Consider the following 16,005-nt stretch of genomic DNA (forward strand, 5'->3'; position numbering starts at 1 on the left):
GGTCCGTGTCTTGTTCGGAAAGCAGGTAATGATGAAGTATTGGTTAAGCTGGCAGGGGATAAAATTTTTGAAATTGGTTGTGGCCATTCCTTTTTAATATTTCTTAAAAATGCATATCCAATCAATGTTTTACAGCGGATAATGAGCGTTCCTGAAGTTGTAAATATTTATTGTGCTACGGCAAATCCTGTCCAGGTAATAATTGCAAGTACAGAACAGGGAAGTGGAATAATGGGTGTAATAGATGGTTCAAGACCTAAAGGGATTGAAAGCAGGGAAGATGAGGAAGAAAGAAAGGAATTTTTAAGAAAATTTGGCTATAAATTCTGATTAGAATATACCCACTAAAAATAATTTTAACTATTAAGAATATTTCATTGAATTGAAACCATAAATCATCCTGGAAGTACTGTGTTCCTTTTTTTATTGTATAAATATCTTCTAAATGAATTAACTGGATTATATATAGTAGAAAATAATTTATACTTTCAGACCTAAATTATTATATAGATTTAATAATCAAATTGAGGTTATTTTATGGATGAATCAAATGTTGTATTTATAAGGGATACTGGACAGGAAAATGTAGCAACCGGAAAAGATATGACTAAAATAAAAGAAGATTTTGTTAAATTTATAAATAGAACTGGTGGAGTGGTTGAAATTAATTTTAGAGCTCCAAGAGAGGAATTGTCAGATGTTTACGCGTTTTTTTCAGGCGTAAACGATATGGAAGGGATTGGAATAGACATTGCAGGCTCTGGGGCAAGATGGAACCATTATTTTAGAGGAATATCACCCCTTACAGAGGATGAAGAGGGACCAGGTTATAAATTTAAAGTTACTCTACAAATTAGGGATGCTCCTCCGCGATAATTCATTTTTTAGCTTTCGAGTGTTTCTTAAAAACATCCCTTATTTCTTCAGGGGTGCTTAAAATATTTATATCCATTTTAGTAAGCCGTTTAACGTGTTCCACATCTTCTTTTCTTATTGTTAGCTCAAGGTCGCGTCCGTCTGGGAGTTTTGTTATTACCTTCCCTTCCTCCAAATCAGAAGGCATAATATAGGTGGGTAATCCTACTTTTTGACCCATAACTACTGCATTTGGAATTAATGAATCAGCTATTCTAAGAGAAATCTTGGCAACGGTGTTTGATGTTGCTGGGGCAATTATCATAAATTCAAATTGACCTAACTGTATCTGGCCAGCTAAAAATGGTGCATTTGCATTTACTTCAACCCATGTTCTGTCAAATTCTACTTCTAATTCTTTAAACAATCCATAATACTTTAAAACCTGATCTCCAGCTTTAGAAACGTAAATTCTTATGTCGAATTCATCTTCGTATTCTTTTCTAATTTCTTCCATGATCTTTACAGTTTCTATTATTCTATCCCCGCTTCCAGTAATTCCCCATACTACTTTCTTTTTTTTGGGTGTCATGTTTCTTATTATGTTGTTAAAATATAATTATTTTTTGCATTAAAATTATAAATAAAATTTAAGTTAAGTTGGGGCATAATATCCTAATGAACTAATGAAAATATTCGAAAAATCATGATTTTAAACTAATTTACTAATTCAAGGTCATTAAAATGAAAAATATTAAAAAAGAAGAAATTGAAGAGAATAAAAAGGATTTTGGATCAGAAAAGGAAATAAAAGAAAAAATTGAAGTCTGTTTTATCTGCCATAAGAAATTCAACATCAATGCAGATGATGAGAGCTATTACAGACAAGGTAAATTCCCTTTATGTGCTTATTGCGCGGAGTTCTACGGTTTCTACAGATAAACATTAAAAAGTAATATATTTTTTATCTCGAATAATAAATTATTTATAGGATAATGATCATAGTAAAAGCTGGGAGAATATCCTTATACAAACATCCAAAAAATCAAACCTTAAGATAATTCTGGATTAAACCAGAAGGATCAAAAAAGGGAAAGATTAAAAGGATTTTGTAGGATATTCTTCCACCCATGCTTATTTTAAATATTTTATCTTAAAAATCAATTTTTATTGATTCAGATATTTTGAAACAAGAGAAATTCCCCATTTGGCCATTTTTTTAGCTTCTTTTAGGGTTTTGGCCTCTGCAAAACATCTGAATATTGGTTCTGTTCCAGAAGGCCTTATTATGACCCATCCGTCCTCTTTAATTATTTTAACACCATCTGTGGTGTCAACTTCAAATTCACGGGTTTCTTCTGCTATTTTTTGCATTATTCTATGTTTCAGCTTGTCAGGACATTCTATTTTCATTTTTTCAGAATAATACATAGGTAATTCTTCTATAAGCCTGGAGAGTGGTTTTCCAGTTTTTGCAATTATTTCAATGATTTTGGCAGTGGAAAGTGCAGCATCTCTTCCATAAACAAAATCAGGGAATATTAATCCTCCGTTTTCTTCGCCGCCAAATAAACCATTTTTATCTTTTAATTCCCGTGCAACAATTAAATCACCAACTTTTGTTGCTATAACTTCTCCATTATATTCACTGGCTATATCATAAATTGCAGAGGACGTTGCAACGGTTGTAACAATTAATCCGCCCTTGTTTTCTTTTAAAATATATTTTTCAACAAGTGCAAATGATTTATCGCCAAAAACAAAGTTTCCTTCTTCATCAATACAGATTGTACGGTCTGCATCACCATCATGGGCAACACCAAGATCCGCACCTGTTGCTTTAACAACTTCAATAAGTTCTTTAAGATTTGTTTCAGTTGGTTCGGGGTTTCTTCCCGGGAAAAAGCCGTCAGGTTGGCAGTTCATGGTAATAACTTCACATCCTAATTTTCTAAGCAGAAATGGGGTTGTAAAGCATGCTGCTCCGCTTCCGCAGTCTACTATCACCTTTAGTTTAGCATTTCTTATTGCATCACCATCAACACGGTTAATAACATTTTCAATGTACTCTTCTAACAGCCCTGAATTGGTTTCTACCTCTCCAATTTCATTCCAGGATACTCTATCAGGATTATCGTTAAAGAACATCTTTTCTATTTTTATTTCCATATCATCAGGAGTTCCAATTCCATCAGAATCAACAAACTTGATTCCATTATATTTTGGAGGGTTATGTGACGCGGTTATTATCACCCCCCCATCATAATAATTTCTAACAGCATACTGTACTGCAGGAGTGGGTAAAAATCCAAGATCCACAACATCGCAACCTGAAGATAACAATCCAGAAATTACAGCATGTTTTATCATTTCTGTGGTGGTTCTGGTGTCGCCCCCCACTGCGACTTTGCCTTTGACAATGCTACCATAGGATGCAGCTAATTTTGATGCAAATTCTGGCGTTAATTCTGTATTAGCAACTCTTCTAACCCCAAATGTTCCAAATAATTTTTTCATAATTATCACCGATTTATTAGTAATGTGTATATATTAATATTTGATTTTCAACCACAAATACTTTTTAGTGTTTATTTTAATAAACAAACTTTGAAAAAGGAGAATTATTTATTTCAAATCTGATTGTACAGATATCTAAAGTGATAATTAACCAGGATTCATGCTCTACATGTTTTAAGTATAAATATCTCAATTTAAATTGAATTTTCATGTTTTTAAGTCTTTAAACATCACATAATTCTTCAAACAGAATAGTTTAGGATATAAAGACAAATGGAGTAATTGAACATAATTTTGCAAATTATATAAAGATATATGCAACGTTAGACTACTATGGAATATAAGGAGTTAAAATGAAGATTATAACTATTATCCCTGCTTATAATGAGGAAAGAGCCATCAAAAATGTTGTTAAGGGAGCATTAAAGTATTCCGATGTTCTGGTTATAGATGATGGTTCAGATGACCATACATCAGAAAAGGCTATTAATGCCGGGGCCAGAGTTATCAAGCACGATAAAAACAGGGGAAAAGGGGCAGCAATAAAATCAGGGCTTAGAGATATTTTAAAATCAGGATATAATATTATCATATTAATTGATGGGGACGGACAACATAATCCTGACCATATACCCTTATTAGCATCATATATTAATGGATTTGAAATTGTATTGGGTTCCAGATTTAAAAAGGGAAATCCTGAAAATATGCCAATCCAAAGAAGAGCATCAAATAAAATTACAACGAGACTTATAAGATATGTAACAGGATATGAACTTACAGATAGCCAGAGCGGATTTAGGGCCATGTCTAAAGATGCTTCAACTCTCTTTTTAGATATAAAATATGATGATTATGTATATGAATCTGAAATGCTTTATATAGCATCTAAAAACAATATAAAAATCAAAGAAATTACCATTCCCAGTACATACGGACTGGAGAAATCTCATGTGTCAAAAATACATGTTTTAAGATACATATTGTTTATTATGAAACTTTTCACACGTAAATTAAGAAATATTTAATCAGATACGTTATTCATTTTTTATTTAAGGAAATTTCTTTGGGAAGTACATTTATACTGCATGTTAGACTATAATGAAACAAATATCCATTGAAATATTTCTGGGGAATTCAATTGAAACGATTTTATGTATTCGCCATTAGCATAGCATTAATTATTATACTTATTTTATGGATCGGCCCAGAAAATATAATAAATACCTTTAAAACCGTCAATTTAAAGTGGTTTTTTGTGGCATTATTAATTCATTTTCTTGCAATAGGCGTTAGATCATTTAGGTGGGGGTTTATAATAAATAAACCCTTTGAATTCAAGAATAATTATATTGTAAAGGTAATTGGGCTTTTTGCAGGAAACTTTTCTCCAATGAGAACTGCAGGAGAAGTAATGGGTGCAGTTGCAGCTAAAAAAATCAATAAAATCAATTTATCTGAGGGACTTTCAGCAGGTCTTACTGAAAGATTTTTTGATCTTGTCATAGTGGGTTTTTTATTGATCATATCTTCAATATGGGTTGAAAACACCCGTTTTATGTCAATGTTAGGTGGATCTGTTACTCTATTTATCGTAGTACTGATTTATCTGATTAACTGGAGGGAAGATACAAGCATATGGATATATGAAAAAATTCACCCATTTTTATGTAAATTGCCCATTAATGACAATGTTTTGGATAATATGTACTTTAAATTTAGAGATGGTCTAAAAAGAATGACTGGATACACTAATTCTTTTACAACCAGCAAGAACCTTATCTTTGTATGTATAATGTCAATTATGGCATGGCTTTTAGAATGTTCCCGGTTATATATTGTATTTTATGCATTTGGAGTTGATATTAACTTTGTTGCAGTTATTATAATTTTTTTAATAGCTAACATTATTGGGGTTATTTCAGCCCTTCCAGGCGGAATAGGATCAATTGAAGTAGCTATAACCGGGATTTTAGTATTTTTTGGGGTTTCTGGAGCACTTGCGGGAAGTATTGCAATTGCAGACAGACTTGTTTCATTTTGGGCAACTACAGTGCTTGGTATAATCTTTTCATCATATTATGCAGGTGATATGTTGGGAGAAGTAAAAAAATACACTTTAGATCTTAAGATGTCCAAGGAGTGAATCATTGTCTACGCTACAACTTTTAATGATGCTGCGTCCTTTAGAATAAGTTCTAAATTTCCATTGTAGGTAGTAACTTTTCCTGTCATCTTTATTCTATGGTTTTTTAATGAATAAATATTTAAACTACTCTTCTCAATTTCTAAAACCGTATTGGGAAAAATTATAGCCGTTATTTTACCAGTATCATCTATTATTTGCATAAAATAAGTGTTGCTCTGTGATGATTTATCTATTTCAGTAATAACACCTTCAATCATAATTTCTGTGTCTAACATGCCCTTTTCGATGCTTTTTATTTTGACTTCCTGGGGCATCACTTTATCTGCAAGAAGCAGCATACCTGATAACCCTAAAATCGTTGTGATTAAAGCAATTTTGAAAATTTTATCATCATCCATATTAATGACCTCATTTAATTTAATAAAGTATTTTTTTATTACATTATTTAAATATTCATAATAAAAATTAATTTTTGAAAAAGATTTTAATATTCATGACGCATGTTAATAATATACGGTGTAAAAAATGATTGAAGGCGGTAACAAATTATTTGAAAGTCACAAAACAAGCGTAACTATAGCATGGATTCTGCGAATTTTCCTGATATCCTTTGGTATTTATGAAATTATATTTGGATATTCAGTTTTTGGAATTGTTATTCTTATTGCGGTATTTCTGATTCTTCTTCCTGCAATCTTAACCCGTCAACATATTTTTGTTCCCCTGGAAATTGAAATTCTTTTTCTGGTTATAGTAACGTTTGAATATGTTATTGCCAATTCTTTAGGGTTCTATGCACGCTTTGATTACTATGATAAATTTCAACACACCATGATTCCCAGTATTATCTCGTTTATGGGAATACTGCTGTTCTATATAGGATATCTTCTTGGAAAATTCAGGGCAAGTTATTTAATGTCATGGGCCGTAATTGTTTTGATAACAATAGGGCTTGGAGGTATACTTGAGGTAAGTGAATACGCTTATGACATGGTAATAGGTCCTGCAACAAATTTTGGGATATCTCATGGAACTTTAACTCAAGGTTCTCCATTATTAGACCCGTATCATGATACGATGACAGACTTAATTCTGGATGTTATTGGAGCCCTTATAGGGGCAACATTGGGGATATGGCTACTTTTAAGACATGAAAAATACGACAAAAGCTCCCTTTTAGATGAAGAAATAGAGGCAATGGAAGACTATCTTTCTAAAAATAAAAAATAAATAAGATTATTTTTTTTTATCCGCATCTAATACTGCTTTTTAGGACTTCAAAATAGTAAGGGCTCAAAAATTATTTTTAATTTATCCTTTTCAAAATATGAATTTATTAAATTATTTTAAAATGGATAATGGCCTGAAAATACAATAATAAGGGTTAAAAAATCTTCATAAATAATTAAATTTATATATTAAATTATAATAAACTAACAACAAGAATTTGTAGGAGGAAATAAAATGAGGGAGACTGCGGATAATGTAAAGAGTGAGGTTATGACTACTATGGCCACATTAATAACAACGGCCTTTGGATTAATTGCTGCATTGGCATGGAATGAAGCTATAAAGGCTATAATAGCGCAATTTTTCCAGGCCGGAAGTGGTGTAACCGGATTAATAATTTATGCAGTATTAATTACAATTATTGCAGTAATTGCAACAATCTTAATAGCAAGAGCGATACCCACTAAACCTCCAGTTCAGGATGTAAGAATTGTAGAATAATTTTATTTATTCTTTTTTTTGATTTTTTGTTTATTAAAATTCAAATGGTTTTTCAGAAGAAATAGATTTTATAAGTTTTTCAGCAGATTGAATCCGCTCTTCTACACCACTAACTGCAAGCCAGATTGAACCCTCTGCTCCACCAACTCCTCCACCAGCAACCAGCTCCGCTTTAGCTCCTGTAAGCTCGTAAATAGCTTCAATTTCTGTGAAAATCTTGCCAGGAACGGGTAATAAGCGCGGGCCCTGAGCGCCAGGTAAGTTCAGTCGCATGGCTAAATCATTTAAATCTCCTAAAACACGTTTTTCCATACCAATGGGGAGAATTAGTTGGACTCGACGTCCAACAACAGCTTGAATCGCTGCACCAATAGTACCTCCGTGTGGATCACCAATATAAACTGCCGCTTGATTATCCTGGTAATTTAAAGCATTTGCACCTTTTAAAACCACATCTCCCTCTCTCAGGTCATCCACAACATCGAAAATTGTTAATCCTTTATGCCAGGTTCCATTTTTAATTACAACATCACCAGGGAATCCTTTTTCATCTTTTAAACGGCCTGCAGCCGTTACAAGTCCGCCAGGAGGAAGTACAATACCTCTAAAAAATCTTCTTCTGGAAAAATCTTTAATCTGGCCAGTTTTAGATAAAATCTCCTCTGCAATGTAACCATTGGTGGTGCCGGCAATGATTATCAGGGTTCCAGATTCAAGGACCTTATTTATGGCTTTATTTTCAGCCAAAGCCTTTGCTATTAAACGTTTTCCTGCAGCAGGAGTGATTAAAAACTGCTTCAAATAGATCTCTCCTGATTATTATTAGAATTTTAATGGTTATTTCACATACTGTTTTACATTTTCTCTTACAATGGCAGATGCTCCGTAACTTTTTATTGCCCTGAGCATTGCCGGAAACATGGTTTTTGGAATTAAGACGTTGACCTGGGAAAAATTTGAACCGCTGACAACGGTTGGTTCGTCAGAACAGAAACCCTTTGACATTAAAAAACCATTTACTTCGTCTACTCTTTCATTGGATATGTTGAATTTTACATCAAAATATTTTCTGGCTTTTATTGCCCCAAATAACTGTTCAAACATCATTTCTGCCTTTTTAGCTTTTTGACCAGTACATCCGGGACCAGCATAAAGTCCTGCGCTTGATTCCATAATGGTTTCCAGTATTTTTAAGCCTGCCTTCTTTAAACTGCTCCCTGTTTGGGTATTGTCAACAACAAGGTCCGCTCCTTTAGCTATATAAACTTCGGTCGCCCCATCAGAATTTATTACCTGAACCTGTTTGTTATCCCCGTCCCAGAGACCTCTTATTTGAACCAGGGGCTTGCTTTCACCGTAAATTTCTTTATATCCTTCATTGTTCATGAAATGCTGTCTGGTCAGGTTTGGATATTCTGTAAAGCACAATATGGGATTTTTTCGATCAGCATTGGCTTTGAAGAAGTCGGCGAGTGTTTTATAAGGAGCATCATTGGGTACTGCCACTATAAGTCTGGTCTGGCCGTAATCAAGGTCTCCAATTTTTTTTATTGAATCATTTTTTGCATTAACGGATTCTTCTTTAATCCAATCTTCTCCAACAATTGCAATGTCGAGTATTTGTCTGTTAAGCTCTACAGGAGCGCTTTGTGGTCGTGTTAAGAATGCCTTGATTTCAGGGTCATTGGCAATGTTAATTTCATTCTCTTCTTTTCCAGGTTCATATCCTTTAACATCATAACCTGCATCAACAAATAATTGATGAGTATTTCCTCTATTTACATTATTTAAACTCCCTTTAGGGAGACCAAGCACTATTTTTTCCATTTTTGATTCCACCGGTCTTTATTAATTAGTTTTTGTAATCATAATTTTTTACTAACTTAATTTAATTTGTTTTATTGTTTAAGATTAAAAATATTTTGCACAATTTTTAATCATCATGTTTTCAAAGTTTTTTGTTTATATCCAGGCGGTTTTTAATTAAAATGTTAATTAATGAATAAAACGTTTATAAATACGTGAAAGCAATGAAATGCTCATGAAAAGTTAGGGAATCCAGAGTCCTTATATGTTATATGGATCTTTGGGGGGTAAGAATATTGATTCCAGATGAGCGCAAAAAGAGCCAGAGATAAATTAGAATAATATTTCAACACATTTTTTATTTTCATAATATGTTACTTCTAATTGCATGAAATTATAGTAATTATCTGTGTTTGGGATTAGTTTTCACATGCTCTTACATAAATGTATATAGAGTCGGGAAAGAAATCATTAACAATGCAAGTTGAGAAGCTTAAATGATGTAAATTTGCTTTTGGAAGTGTTGTTATGGAAATAAAAGTTAAAAATATAGAAGAAACCCAGGTAGCTTATATATCTGTTACAGGATCTTATGAACAGCTCCCTGAACTTTTTGGCGAAGTAGTTGGCTATGTTATGAAAGAAAATTTACAGATCACAGAACCGCCATACGGCATATACTTTAACAGCCCTATGGAAGTGCCCCATGAAGATCTAAAATACGAAGTAGGGATTGCATTTACTGGAAACGCCAATGGAGAAGGCAGAGTAAAGATTAAAAAAGTTCCAGCTCATCAAACAGTATCTGCAGTGTATAAAGGCCCTTATGGGCAGGCAGCGCGGGTTTATCAAGCGTTGATTGAATTTGCTATGAATAACGGCTATGAAATTGAAGGTGCAGTTAAGGAGATATATCTTAACAATCCAATGGAAGTAGATGAAAGCGAATTACTCACAGAGGTGCAGTTCCCAGTTATGAAAAAATAATTATCCCTCCATGATCAATATAGTAATGGAGGATAAAATATGGAAGTAGAAGAAAAAAGGATGAAAGATACACAAGTTGCATTTATACGGTATAGGGGCACTTATGATAAAATTCCGGAGCTTATGGAAGAAGTAGTAGGCTGGCTGATGAAAAAAGACCTTAATATGACCGGAATGATTTATGGGGCTTATTTCAACAGACCAGATGATGTTCCTCCAGAGGAATTGTTTTATGAAATCGGGGCTTCATTTGAAGGCGCTGCAAATGACGAAGGAAACGTACAGGTAAAGATAATTCCAGAACATACTGTGATTTCAACAATGCATAAAGGTCCTTATGATCAGGTGGGGCCGGTAATTGATGGATTAGCGAAATATGCAATTGAAAATAACTATGATATCATAGGGCCGGTTACAGAAGTTTATCTGAATAATCCAAATGAAGTAAAGCCCGAAGAACTGCTTACAGAAGTTCAGTTCCCTGTTATTAAAATTAATAAATAATTTTTTATTATTTTTCTATTTTAAGGAATCTTGAATTAACCGCCACGATAATTGTGCTTGCTGACATTAATATTGCTCCAGCAGCGGGAGTTAAGATAATTCCGTATGCAAAGAGAACACCTGCAGCAATTGGAATGGCGAAAACATTGTATCCTGTTCCCCAGGCAAGATTTTGAACCATTTTGTTGTATGTGGATTTTGAAAGCTTTACAATATAAACAGTGTCAAGAGGATTGCTCCTTACAAGGATAATATCCGCGGTTTCAACAGCTACATCGGTTCCTGCACCAATCGCGATTCCTATATCTGCCTGTGCAAGTGCAGGGGCGTCATTGATGCCATCTCCAGTCATGGCTACGGTTAAACCTTTAGATTGAATTTCTTTTACTTTTTGGGCTTTTTCTTGAGGTAAAACCTCTGCATAATATGTATCCAGTCCAATTTCACCGGATACCCATTCTGCAACTTCTTTTCTATCTCCTGTAATCATTATACACTCAATTCCCATTTTTTTGAGCTCTTTTATTGCATTTTTAGATTCTTCCCTTATAATATCGGCAAGTGCAATTGCACCTTTAAGTTCTCCTTCTATAATAACAAAAACAATTGTCTTTCCCTGTGCAGAAATTTTATCCACTTTATTACTGGAAATATCTATATTTTGTTCCCTTAAATATCCCGGGCTTATAACTTCTGCATGTTTACCATTAATTTTACCCTGAACTCCTTTTCCAGGGATTGATTTAAAATCTTCGACATTAAAAGTATCTTCGGTGGATTCTACAACTCCTCTGGCAATTGGATGTTCTGAATATGATTCAAGGGATGCTGCATATTTTAATATTTCTTCTTTGCTGTAATCATCGCTTAAAGAAATGATATCTGTTACTCCAAATTTACCCTGTGTAAGAGTGCCAGTCTTATCAAATATTACAGCATCAATGTTTCGTGATTTTTCAAATGCAACTCGATCTCTTATTAAAAGTCCGTTCCGGGCAGATAAAGCAGTTGATACTGCAACAACAAGGGGAACTGCAAGTCCAAGTGCATGCGGACATGCTATAACCATTACAGTTACGGCTCTTTCAAGTGCAAATGCAAGTCCAAAGCTCGTGAGCCCTAACCACACCAAAAGTGTTAGAAATCCACCGCCTAGAGCCACAATGGTTAATAAAAGAGCAAAACGATCTGCAAGATTTTGAGTACGGGATTTACTTGACTGTGCCTCTTCAACAAGAGTTATAACTTGTGATAAAAACGAGTCTTTACCTGTTTTTTTAATTTCGACATTAATGGATCCATCACCATTTATAGAACCTCCGATGACCTCATTACCTTCTTCTTTGAAAACTGGCTCAGATTCTCCTGTGAGCATTGATTCATCAATATTTGTTTTTCCGCTTATTATTTCACCATCTACCGGAACTTTTTCGCCAGGTTTAATGAGTACGTGGTCGCCGACGTTTAATTCATCCAGTGGAACATCTATAGTGTGTCCTTCATGCACTATTTTATGGGCACTTGAGGGCATGAGTCTTGCAAGCTCTTCAAGAGCCCTTGAAGCTCCCATTACAGATCTCATTTCAAGCCAGTGCCCTAAAAGCATGATATCAATAAGTGTTGCAAGTTCCCAGAAAAATACCTCGCCCATAAGGCCAAAAACTACAGCACTACTGTATAAATATGCTGTTGTAATTGCAACAGCTACTAACGTCATCATTCCAGGTGCTCTCATCCTGATTTCGTCAAAAATACCTTTAAGGAATGGATATCCTCCATAAAAGTAGACAATAGATGATAATATGAAAAGAGCATACATATCTCCATTAAATCTTAAAAATTCAAGCCCAAAAAATTCCTGAATTATAGGAGATAAAAGTAAAATTGGTATGGTTAAAATAAGTGATACCCAGAATCTTCTTTTATAGTCTTCAATCATTCCATGATGGGTGTGTTCTTTTTCCATTCTATGTTTTTCATCCATCTTTTTGCCACATAAGACGCATTTACCCTTATCTTCCTTCATTTCATGTTCCATTCCATGTTCATGGCCTGAATGATTAATTTAAATCACCCCCCATACAATAAATTAATTAATATTATTATGTATTTAGTTAGATTTAATACTTAAGAAAAGACTAAAAATTAGTTTTTATACCCCCTTACTTGATAAATTCCAATTTTTGAAAGAATCAATTAGATTCTATTTTCGTGTCTTCGTTTTCACATTCTCCGCATTTCATTTATTTATGATTATACGTGTGAAATATGTATTTTTAAGCTTTTAACTATAAATTAAACCCCATACTTGCTTTAGTTTCCTATTCAAAATTATATTGAAAATCAAAAGAATATTATTATTTATTTATTGACCCTATGTTTTATTAATAATTATTTTAACTTTAGTATTCTTTATTTGTCTTACATTTGAGATTTTCAAAAGTTTATTTAAAAAAATTTAAATTGTATCACTAATAAAAATATAGACGATAGTACATGCCCACTAAAATCTTGATTGTTGAAGATGAAGCTATTACTGCGATGGATATCCAAAAAGCGTTAGAAAATAGAGGTTTTGAAGTAGTTTCTATTGCTTCAATTGGAAAGGAGGCCATTAAAAAAGCTGGGGAATTAAAACCAGACTTAGTATTAATGGATATAATTCTAAAAGGAAATACAGATGGTATTACTGTCGCTGATAAAATAATGTCTCTTTTTGATATCCCTGTTATTTATATAACTGCTTTTTCAGATGAAGAAACCTTTAAAAGAGCTAAATTAACAAAACCTTATGGATTTATAACTAAACCTATTAATTACAATGAATTAAGAGGATATATAGAAATTGCTCTTTATAAGCACTCCATTGATAAAAAATTAAAAGAAAATGAAGTCCGCTATCGCTCATTGTATGAAAACAGTTTTGATGCCATATTAATGACAAAACCCGATGGCAGTATCCTTTCAGCCAATCCTGCAGCATGTTACATGTTCAATATGACTGAAGAAGAACTTAAAAAAACTGGCCAAGATGGTATTATTGTTAAAGAGAGTTATTTAAGCCATTTTCTTAATGAGGGAACCGATGAAGATAAATCATCGACTGAAATTATCTTTAAACAAAAAGATGGATCTCATTTTATTGGTGAAGTTACTTCAAGTTTTTTTACAGATGTCGATGGTACTGTAAAGACAAGCATGATAATTAGAGATATCAGTGAACGTAAAAAGATTGAAGAAGAACTACGACATGCACATAGCTATCTTGAAGAAAAAGTTGAAGAAAGAACTGCAGAACTTCAAAATGCACTAAATGAGGTTTCAGATCTTTACAACAATGCTCCATGTGGTTATCATTCACTTGATAAAGATGGCTATTTTGTGCAAATTAATGATACTGAACTTAACTGGCTTCAATATTCAAGAGAAGAAATCATTAGAAAGAAAAAAATGACAGATCTAATTACAGATGAAAGTATTGAAACCTTCCAAAAATATTTTTCGCTTTTAAAAGAATGCGGAGAAATATATGGCCTTGAACTTGACATGGTAAAAAAAGACGGTTCTATTTTACCAATTCTCTTAAATGCAACTGCCCTTACAGATCCTTCGGGAAAGTTCGTTATGAGTCGATCTACCCTATTTGATATTACTGAACGTAAGGAAAATGAAAAACAGCTTACTAATCTACTGGCTGATTTAAGGCGTTCTAATGATGAACTTAGACAATTTGCATATGTATCTTCGCATGACCTTCAAGAACCCCTTAGGACTATTGCCAGCTTTACACAGCTTCTTGAGATGCGTTATAAAGGTAAGTTTGATAGTGATGCAGATGAATTCATAGGTTATATCGTGGACGCTGCAAAGAGAATGAAACAACAAATTCAAGATTTGCTGGAATATTCCCGTGTTGAAACCCAAGGAAATGAATTTAAAGAAGTGAATAGCAATTATATCCTAAATCAAGCTATCAATAACCTTAGAAATTCTATAGAGGAAAACAATGCAAAGATAACTTATGATCCATTACCCAATGTAATTGCAGATAGTGATCAACTAATGAGAGTCTTTCAAAACCTCATAGGTAATTCCATTAAATACAGAAAAGTAGATAAAAACCCAAAAATCCATATTTCAGCATTAGAAGACATGGAAAATTCAGAATATGTATTCAGTGTGCAAGATAATGGAATAGGAATAGAAGAAGAATATTTTGACAGAATATTTAGAATATTTCAACGTTTGCATACAAGAGTAAAATATCAAGGGACGGGAATAGGATTATCAGTAGTAAAAAAAGTAATTGAAAGACATAATGGACAGGTTTGGGTTGAATCTGAATATGGCATAGGATCTAAGTTTTATTTCAGCCTTCCAAAAAAATAATTGAGCTAATTTTAAAAATAATCCAATTTTCATTTTTATCCTCATAAAATTTACTCTATTTTCCCTTTCCTCTTTTCAGCAAGTCTCTTAGAAATCTTATCACTTGTAATGCCTTGTTTCTCCTTAACCTCCTGTTCTGGTTCTTCTCCTTTTATCAAGTTATAAACAAAAGAAGCTACTATAAAGCATGTTAATAACCCAAAAATCCTTATAATTGGATTTCCTGCTGATTGTCCCAGATAATTAGCAGATAATGCAATTACTGTTGCAAGTCCAAAAAATACAATAATAGCCACTATAATTCCAAGAAATTTCCTCCAATTCATAATAATCACACTAGTTTAGTAATATCAGTATTTAATAGCTTAAAATAAGTTTTATAAGCACGTATAATATCAGATTGCTTAATTTTATCCCTACCATCATTTACTGCACTGCAACCAGCAAGGAAAAGGATAAAAGCATTTTCTGTAGCCGTGAATTTATTATTTACTGTCTTTCGTTTTTCGATGAAATTATTACTATTAAGTTCATGTAGTCTTCCATATAATTTTTTAGTTTTTTTGTCTTTCCAGTTGGTTCTTTTTAGTTTAAGGAAGAATTCAACAGTTGGTTCAGGTGTGTTTAAGACTTCATCAAATTTATCTAAGGCAAAAACAATCCTTTCATCAAGTTTACCGTACAATATTTTTACTTTATCTCCATGATTCATTTTACTGCCTTTATATACGTAATAAATATCCTCAAAAATACGATACATTACATAAAATGCTAAAAATTCTATTAAATCTGTAATGGGAGGAATATTTAGCGCAGGATTACTTAAATTATCATATGCAAGGTTAATTAAGCGTATATTTTGCTTTTCATCCTTAGTTAATTCAAATTCCTGCTCATTAATTTCTCCTTCCATTTTAGTAGCTTGGAAATATTTCCAGTAAATTTCAGAATCTCCCAAACCCATAATTTCATTCACTACCTCCTCTACGCCATCTAATCCATTAAATTCTTTCAATATCTTCTTTGATAATTTTTCAGCCGATGAAAATGCATCTAAAATACCCATT

18 protein-coding genes are annotated in these 16,005 nt (G+C 33.0%); 10 read left to right on the forward strand and 8 right to left on the reverse strand.

The features are described 5' to 3' along the window. Together QMD61_02050 and QMD61_02055 are read left to right on the forward strand one after the other, a co-directional pair. Positions 1–330 (forward strand): adenosine-specific kinase (locus QMD61_02050; GenBank protein ID MDI6723410.1); only part of this gene is annotated, 330 nt, incomplete at its 5' end. Positions 331–537: 207 nt separating this feature from the next. Then, entirely contained in the window at positions 538–876 is a 339-nt protein-coding gene (locus tag QMD61_02055) for a hypothetical protein (GenBank protein MDI6723411.1), read from the forward strand. A 1-nt stretch (position 877) separates the two neighbouring features. On the opposite strand, the gene afpA is transcribed toward QMD61_02055, so the two are convergent. Then, positions 878–1,447 (reverse strand): archaeoflavoprotein AfpA, encoded by a 570-nt coding sequence (gene afpA / locus QMD61_02060; protein MDI6723412.1) that lies wholly within the window; start codon positions 1,445–1,447, stop codon positions 878–880. A 152-nt stretch (positions 1,448–1,599) separates the two neighbouring features. Here afpA and QMD61_02065 point away from each other — a divergent pair, with 152 nt between their 5' ends. Then, complete coding sequence (locus QMD61_02065) at positions 1,600–1,797, forward strand: hypothetical protein (GenBank protein ID MDI6723413.1); 198 nt, start codon at positions 1,600–1,602, stop codon at positions 1,795–1,797. Between the two features lie 225 nt (positions 1,798–2,022). Here the strand turns inward: QMD61_02065 and glmM are convergent, their stop codons facing one another. Beyond that, positions 2,023–3,372: a phosphoglucosamine mutase gene (gene glmM, locus QMD61_02070; GenBank protein MDI6723414.1), complete on the reverse strand. Its 1,350-nt coding sequence runs from the start codon at positions 3,370–3,372 to the stop codon at positions 2,023–2,025. 353 nt (positions 3,373–3,725) lie between these two features. Here glmM and QMD61_02075 point away from each other — a divergent pair, with 353 nt between their 5' ends. Together QMD61_02075 and QMD61_02080 are read left to right on the forward strand one after the other, a co-directional pair. Then, a complete protein-coding gene (locus QMD61_02075; GenBank protein ID MDI6723415.1) occupies positions 3,726–4,400 on the forward strand; it encodes a glycosyltransferase family 2 protein in 675 nt (224 codons plus the stop codon). Between the two features lie 113 nt (positions 4,401–4,513). Next, positions 4,514–5,518, forward strand: coding sequence for a flippase-like domain-containing protein (locus QMD61_02080; protein ID MDI6723416.1), 1,005 nt, complete (start codon positions 4,514–4,516; stop codon positions 5,516–5,518). A gap of 8 nt (positions 5,519–5,526) precedes the next feature. Here the strand turns inward: QMD61_02080 and QMD61_02085 are convergent, their stop codons facing one another. Then, entirely contained in the window at positions 5,527–5,919 is a 393-nt protein-coding gene (locus QMD61_02085; protein MDI6723417.1) for a DNA-binding protein, read from the reverse strand. A 127-nt stretch (positions 5,920–6,046) separates the two neighbouring features. Here QMD61_02085 and QMD61_02090 point away from each other — a divergent pair, with 127 nt between their 5' ends. After that, positions 6,047–6,751, forward strand: a complete 705-nt coding sequence (locus QMD61_02090) for a hypothetical protein (protein MDI6723418.1) — start codon at positions 6,047–6,049, stop codon at positions 6,749–6,751. Positions 6,752–6,985: 234 nt separating this feature from the next. Next, positions 6,986–7,252, forward strand: a complete 267-nt coding sequence (locus tag QMD61_02095; protein MDI6723419.1) for a DUF5654 family protein — start codon at positions 6,986–6,988, stop codon at positions 7,250–7,252. A 33-nt stretch (positions 7,253–7,285) separates the two neighbouring features. Here the strand turns inward: QMD61_02095 and QMD61_02100 are convergent, their stop codons facing one another. Both QMD61_02100 and QMD61_02105 read right to left on the reverse strand, forming a co-directional pair. Then, the gene (locus tag QMD61_02100; protein MDI6723420.1) at positions 7,286–8,053 is read right to left on the reverse strand and encodes a hypothetical protein; all 768 of its coding nucleotides are present in this window, start codon (positions 8,051–8,053) and stop codon (positions 7,286–7,288) included. A 36-nt stretch (positions 8,054–8,089) separates the two neighbouring features. Beyond that, complete coding sequence (locus tag QMD61_02105; GenBank protein MDI6723421.1) at positions 8,090–9,079, reverse strand: ATP phosphoribosyltransferase; 990 nt, start codon at positions 9,077–9,079, stop codon at positions 8,090–8,092. Positions 9,080–9,586: 507 nt separating this feature from the next. Here QMD61_02105 and QMD61_02110 point away from each other — a divergent pair. Together QMD61_02110 and QMD61_02115 are read left to right on the forward strand one after the other, a co-directional pair. After that, positions 9,587–10,045 carry a GyrI-like domain-containing protein gene (locus QMD61_02110; protein ID MDI6723422.1) on the forward strand — a complete coding sequence of 153 codons (459 nt, stop codon included), beginning with the start codon at positions 9,587–9,589 and terminating at the stop codon, positions 10,043–10,045. A 39-nt stretch (positions 10,046–10,084) separates the two neighbouring features. After that, a complete protein-coding gene (locus tag QMD61_02115; GenBank protein MDI6723423.1) occupies positions 10,085–10,549 on the forward strand; it encodes a GyrI-like domain-containing protein in 465 nt (154 codons plus the stop codon). Between the two features lie 7 nt (positions 10,550–10,556). On the opposite strand, the gene QMD61_02120 is transcribed toward QMD61_02115, so the two are convergent. Beyond that, the gene (locus tag QMD61_02120; GenBank protein MDI6723424.1) at positions 10,557–12,587 is read right to left on the reverse strand and encodes a copper-translocating P-type ATPase; all 2,031 of its coding nucleotides are present in this window, start codon (positions 12,585–12,587) and stop codon (positions 10,557–10,559) included. Between the two features lie 458 nt (positions 12,588–13,045). Here QMD61_02120 and QMD61_02125 point away from each other — a divergent pair, with 458 nt between their 5' ends. Then, a complete protein-coding gene (locus QMD61_02125) occupies positions 13,046–14,938 on the forward strand; it encodes a PAS domain S-box protein (GenBank protein ID MDI6723425.1) in 1,893 nt (630 codons plus the stop codon). Positions 14,939–14,988: 50 nt separating this feature from the next. Here the strand turns inward: QMD61_02125 and QMD61_02130 are convergent, their stop codons facing one another. Beyond that, positions 14,989–15,264: a hypothetical protein gene (locus tag QMD61_02130; GenBank protein ID MDI6723426.1), complete on the reverse strand. Its 276-nt coding sequence runs from the start codon at positions 15,262–15,264 to the stop codon at positions 14,989–14,991. 5 nt (positions 15,265–15,269) lie between these two features. Next, positions 15,270–16,004 carry a hypothetical protein gene (locus tag QMD61_02135; GenBank protein ID MDI6723427.1) on the reverse strand — a complete coding sequence of 245 codons (735 nt, stop codon included), beginning with the start codon at positions 16,002–16,004 and terminating at the stop codon, positions 15,270–15,272. Position 16,005 lies beyond the last annotated feature (1 nt).

The sequence above is a fragment of the Methanobacterium sp. genome (assembly GCA_030017655.1).
Taxonomy (GTDB): Archaea; Methanobacteriota; Methanobacteria; order Methanobacteriales; family Methanobacteriaceae; genus Methanobacterium_D.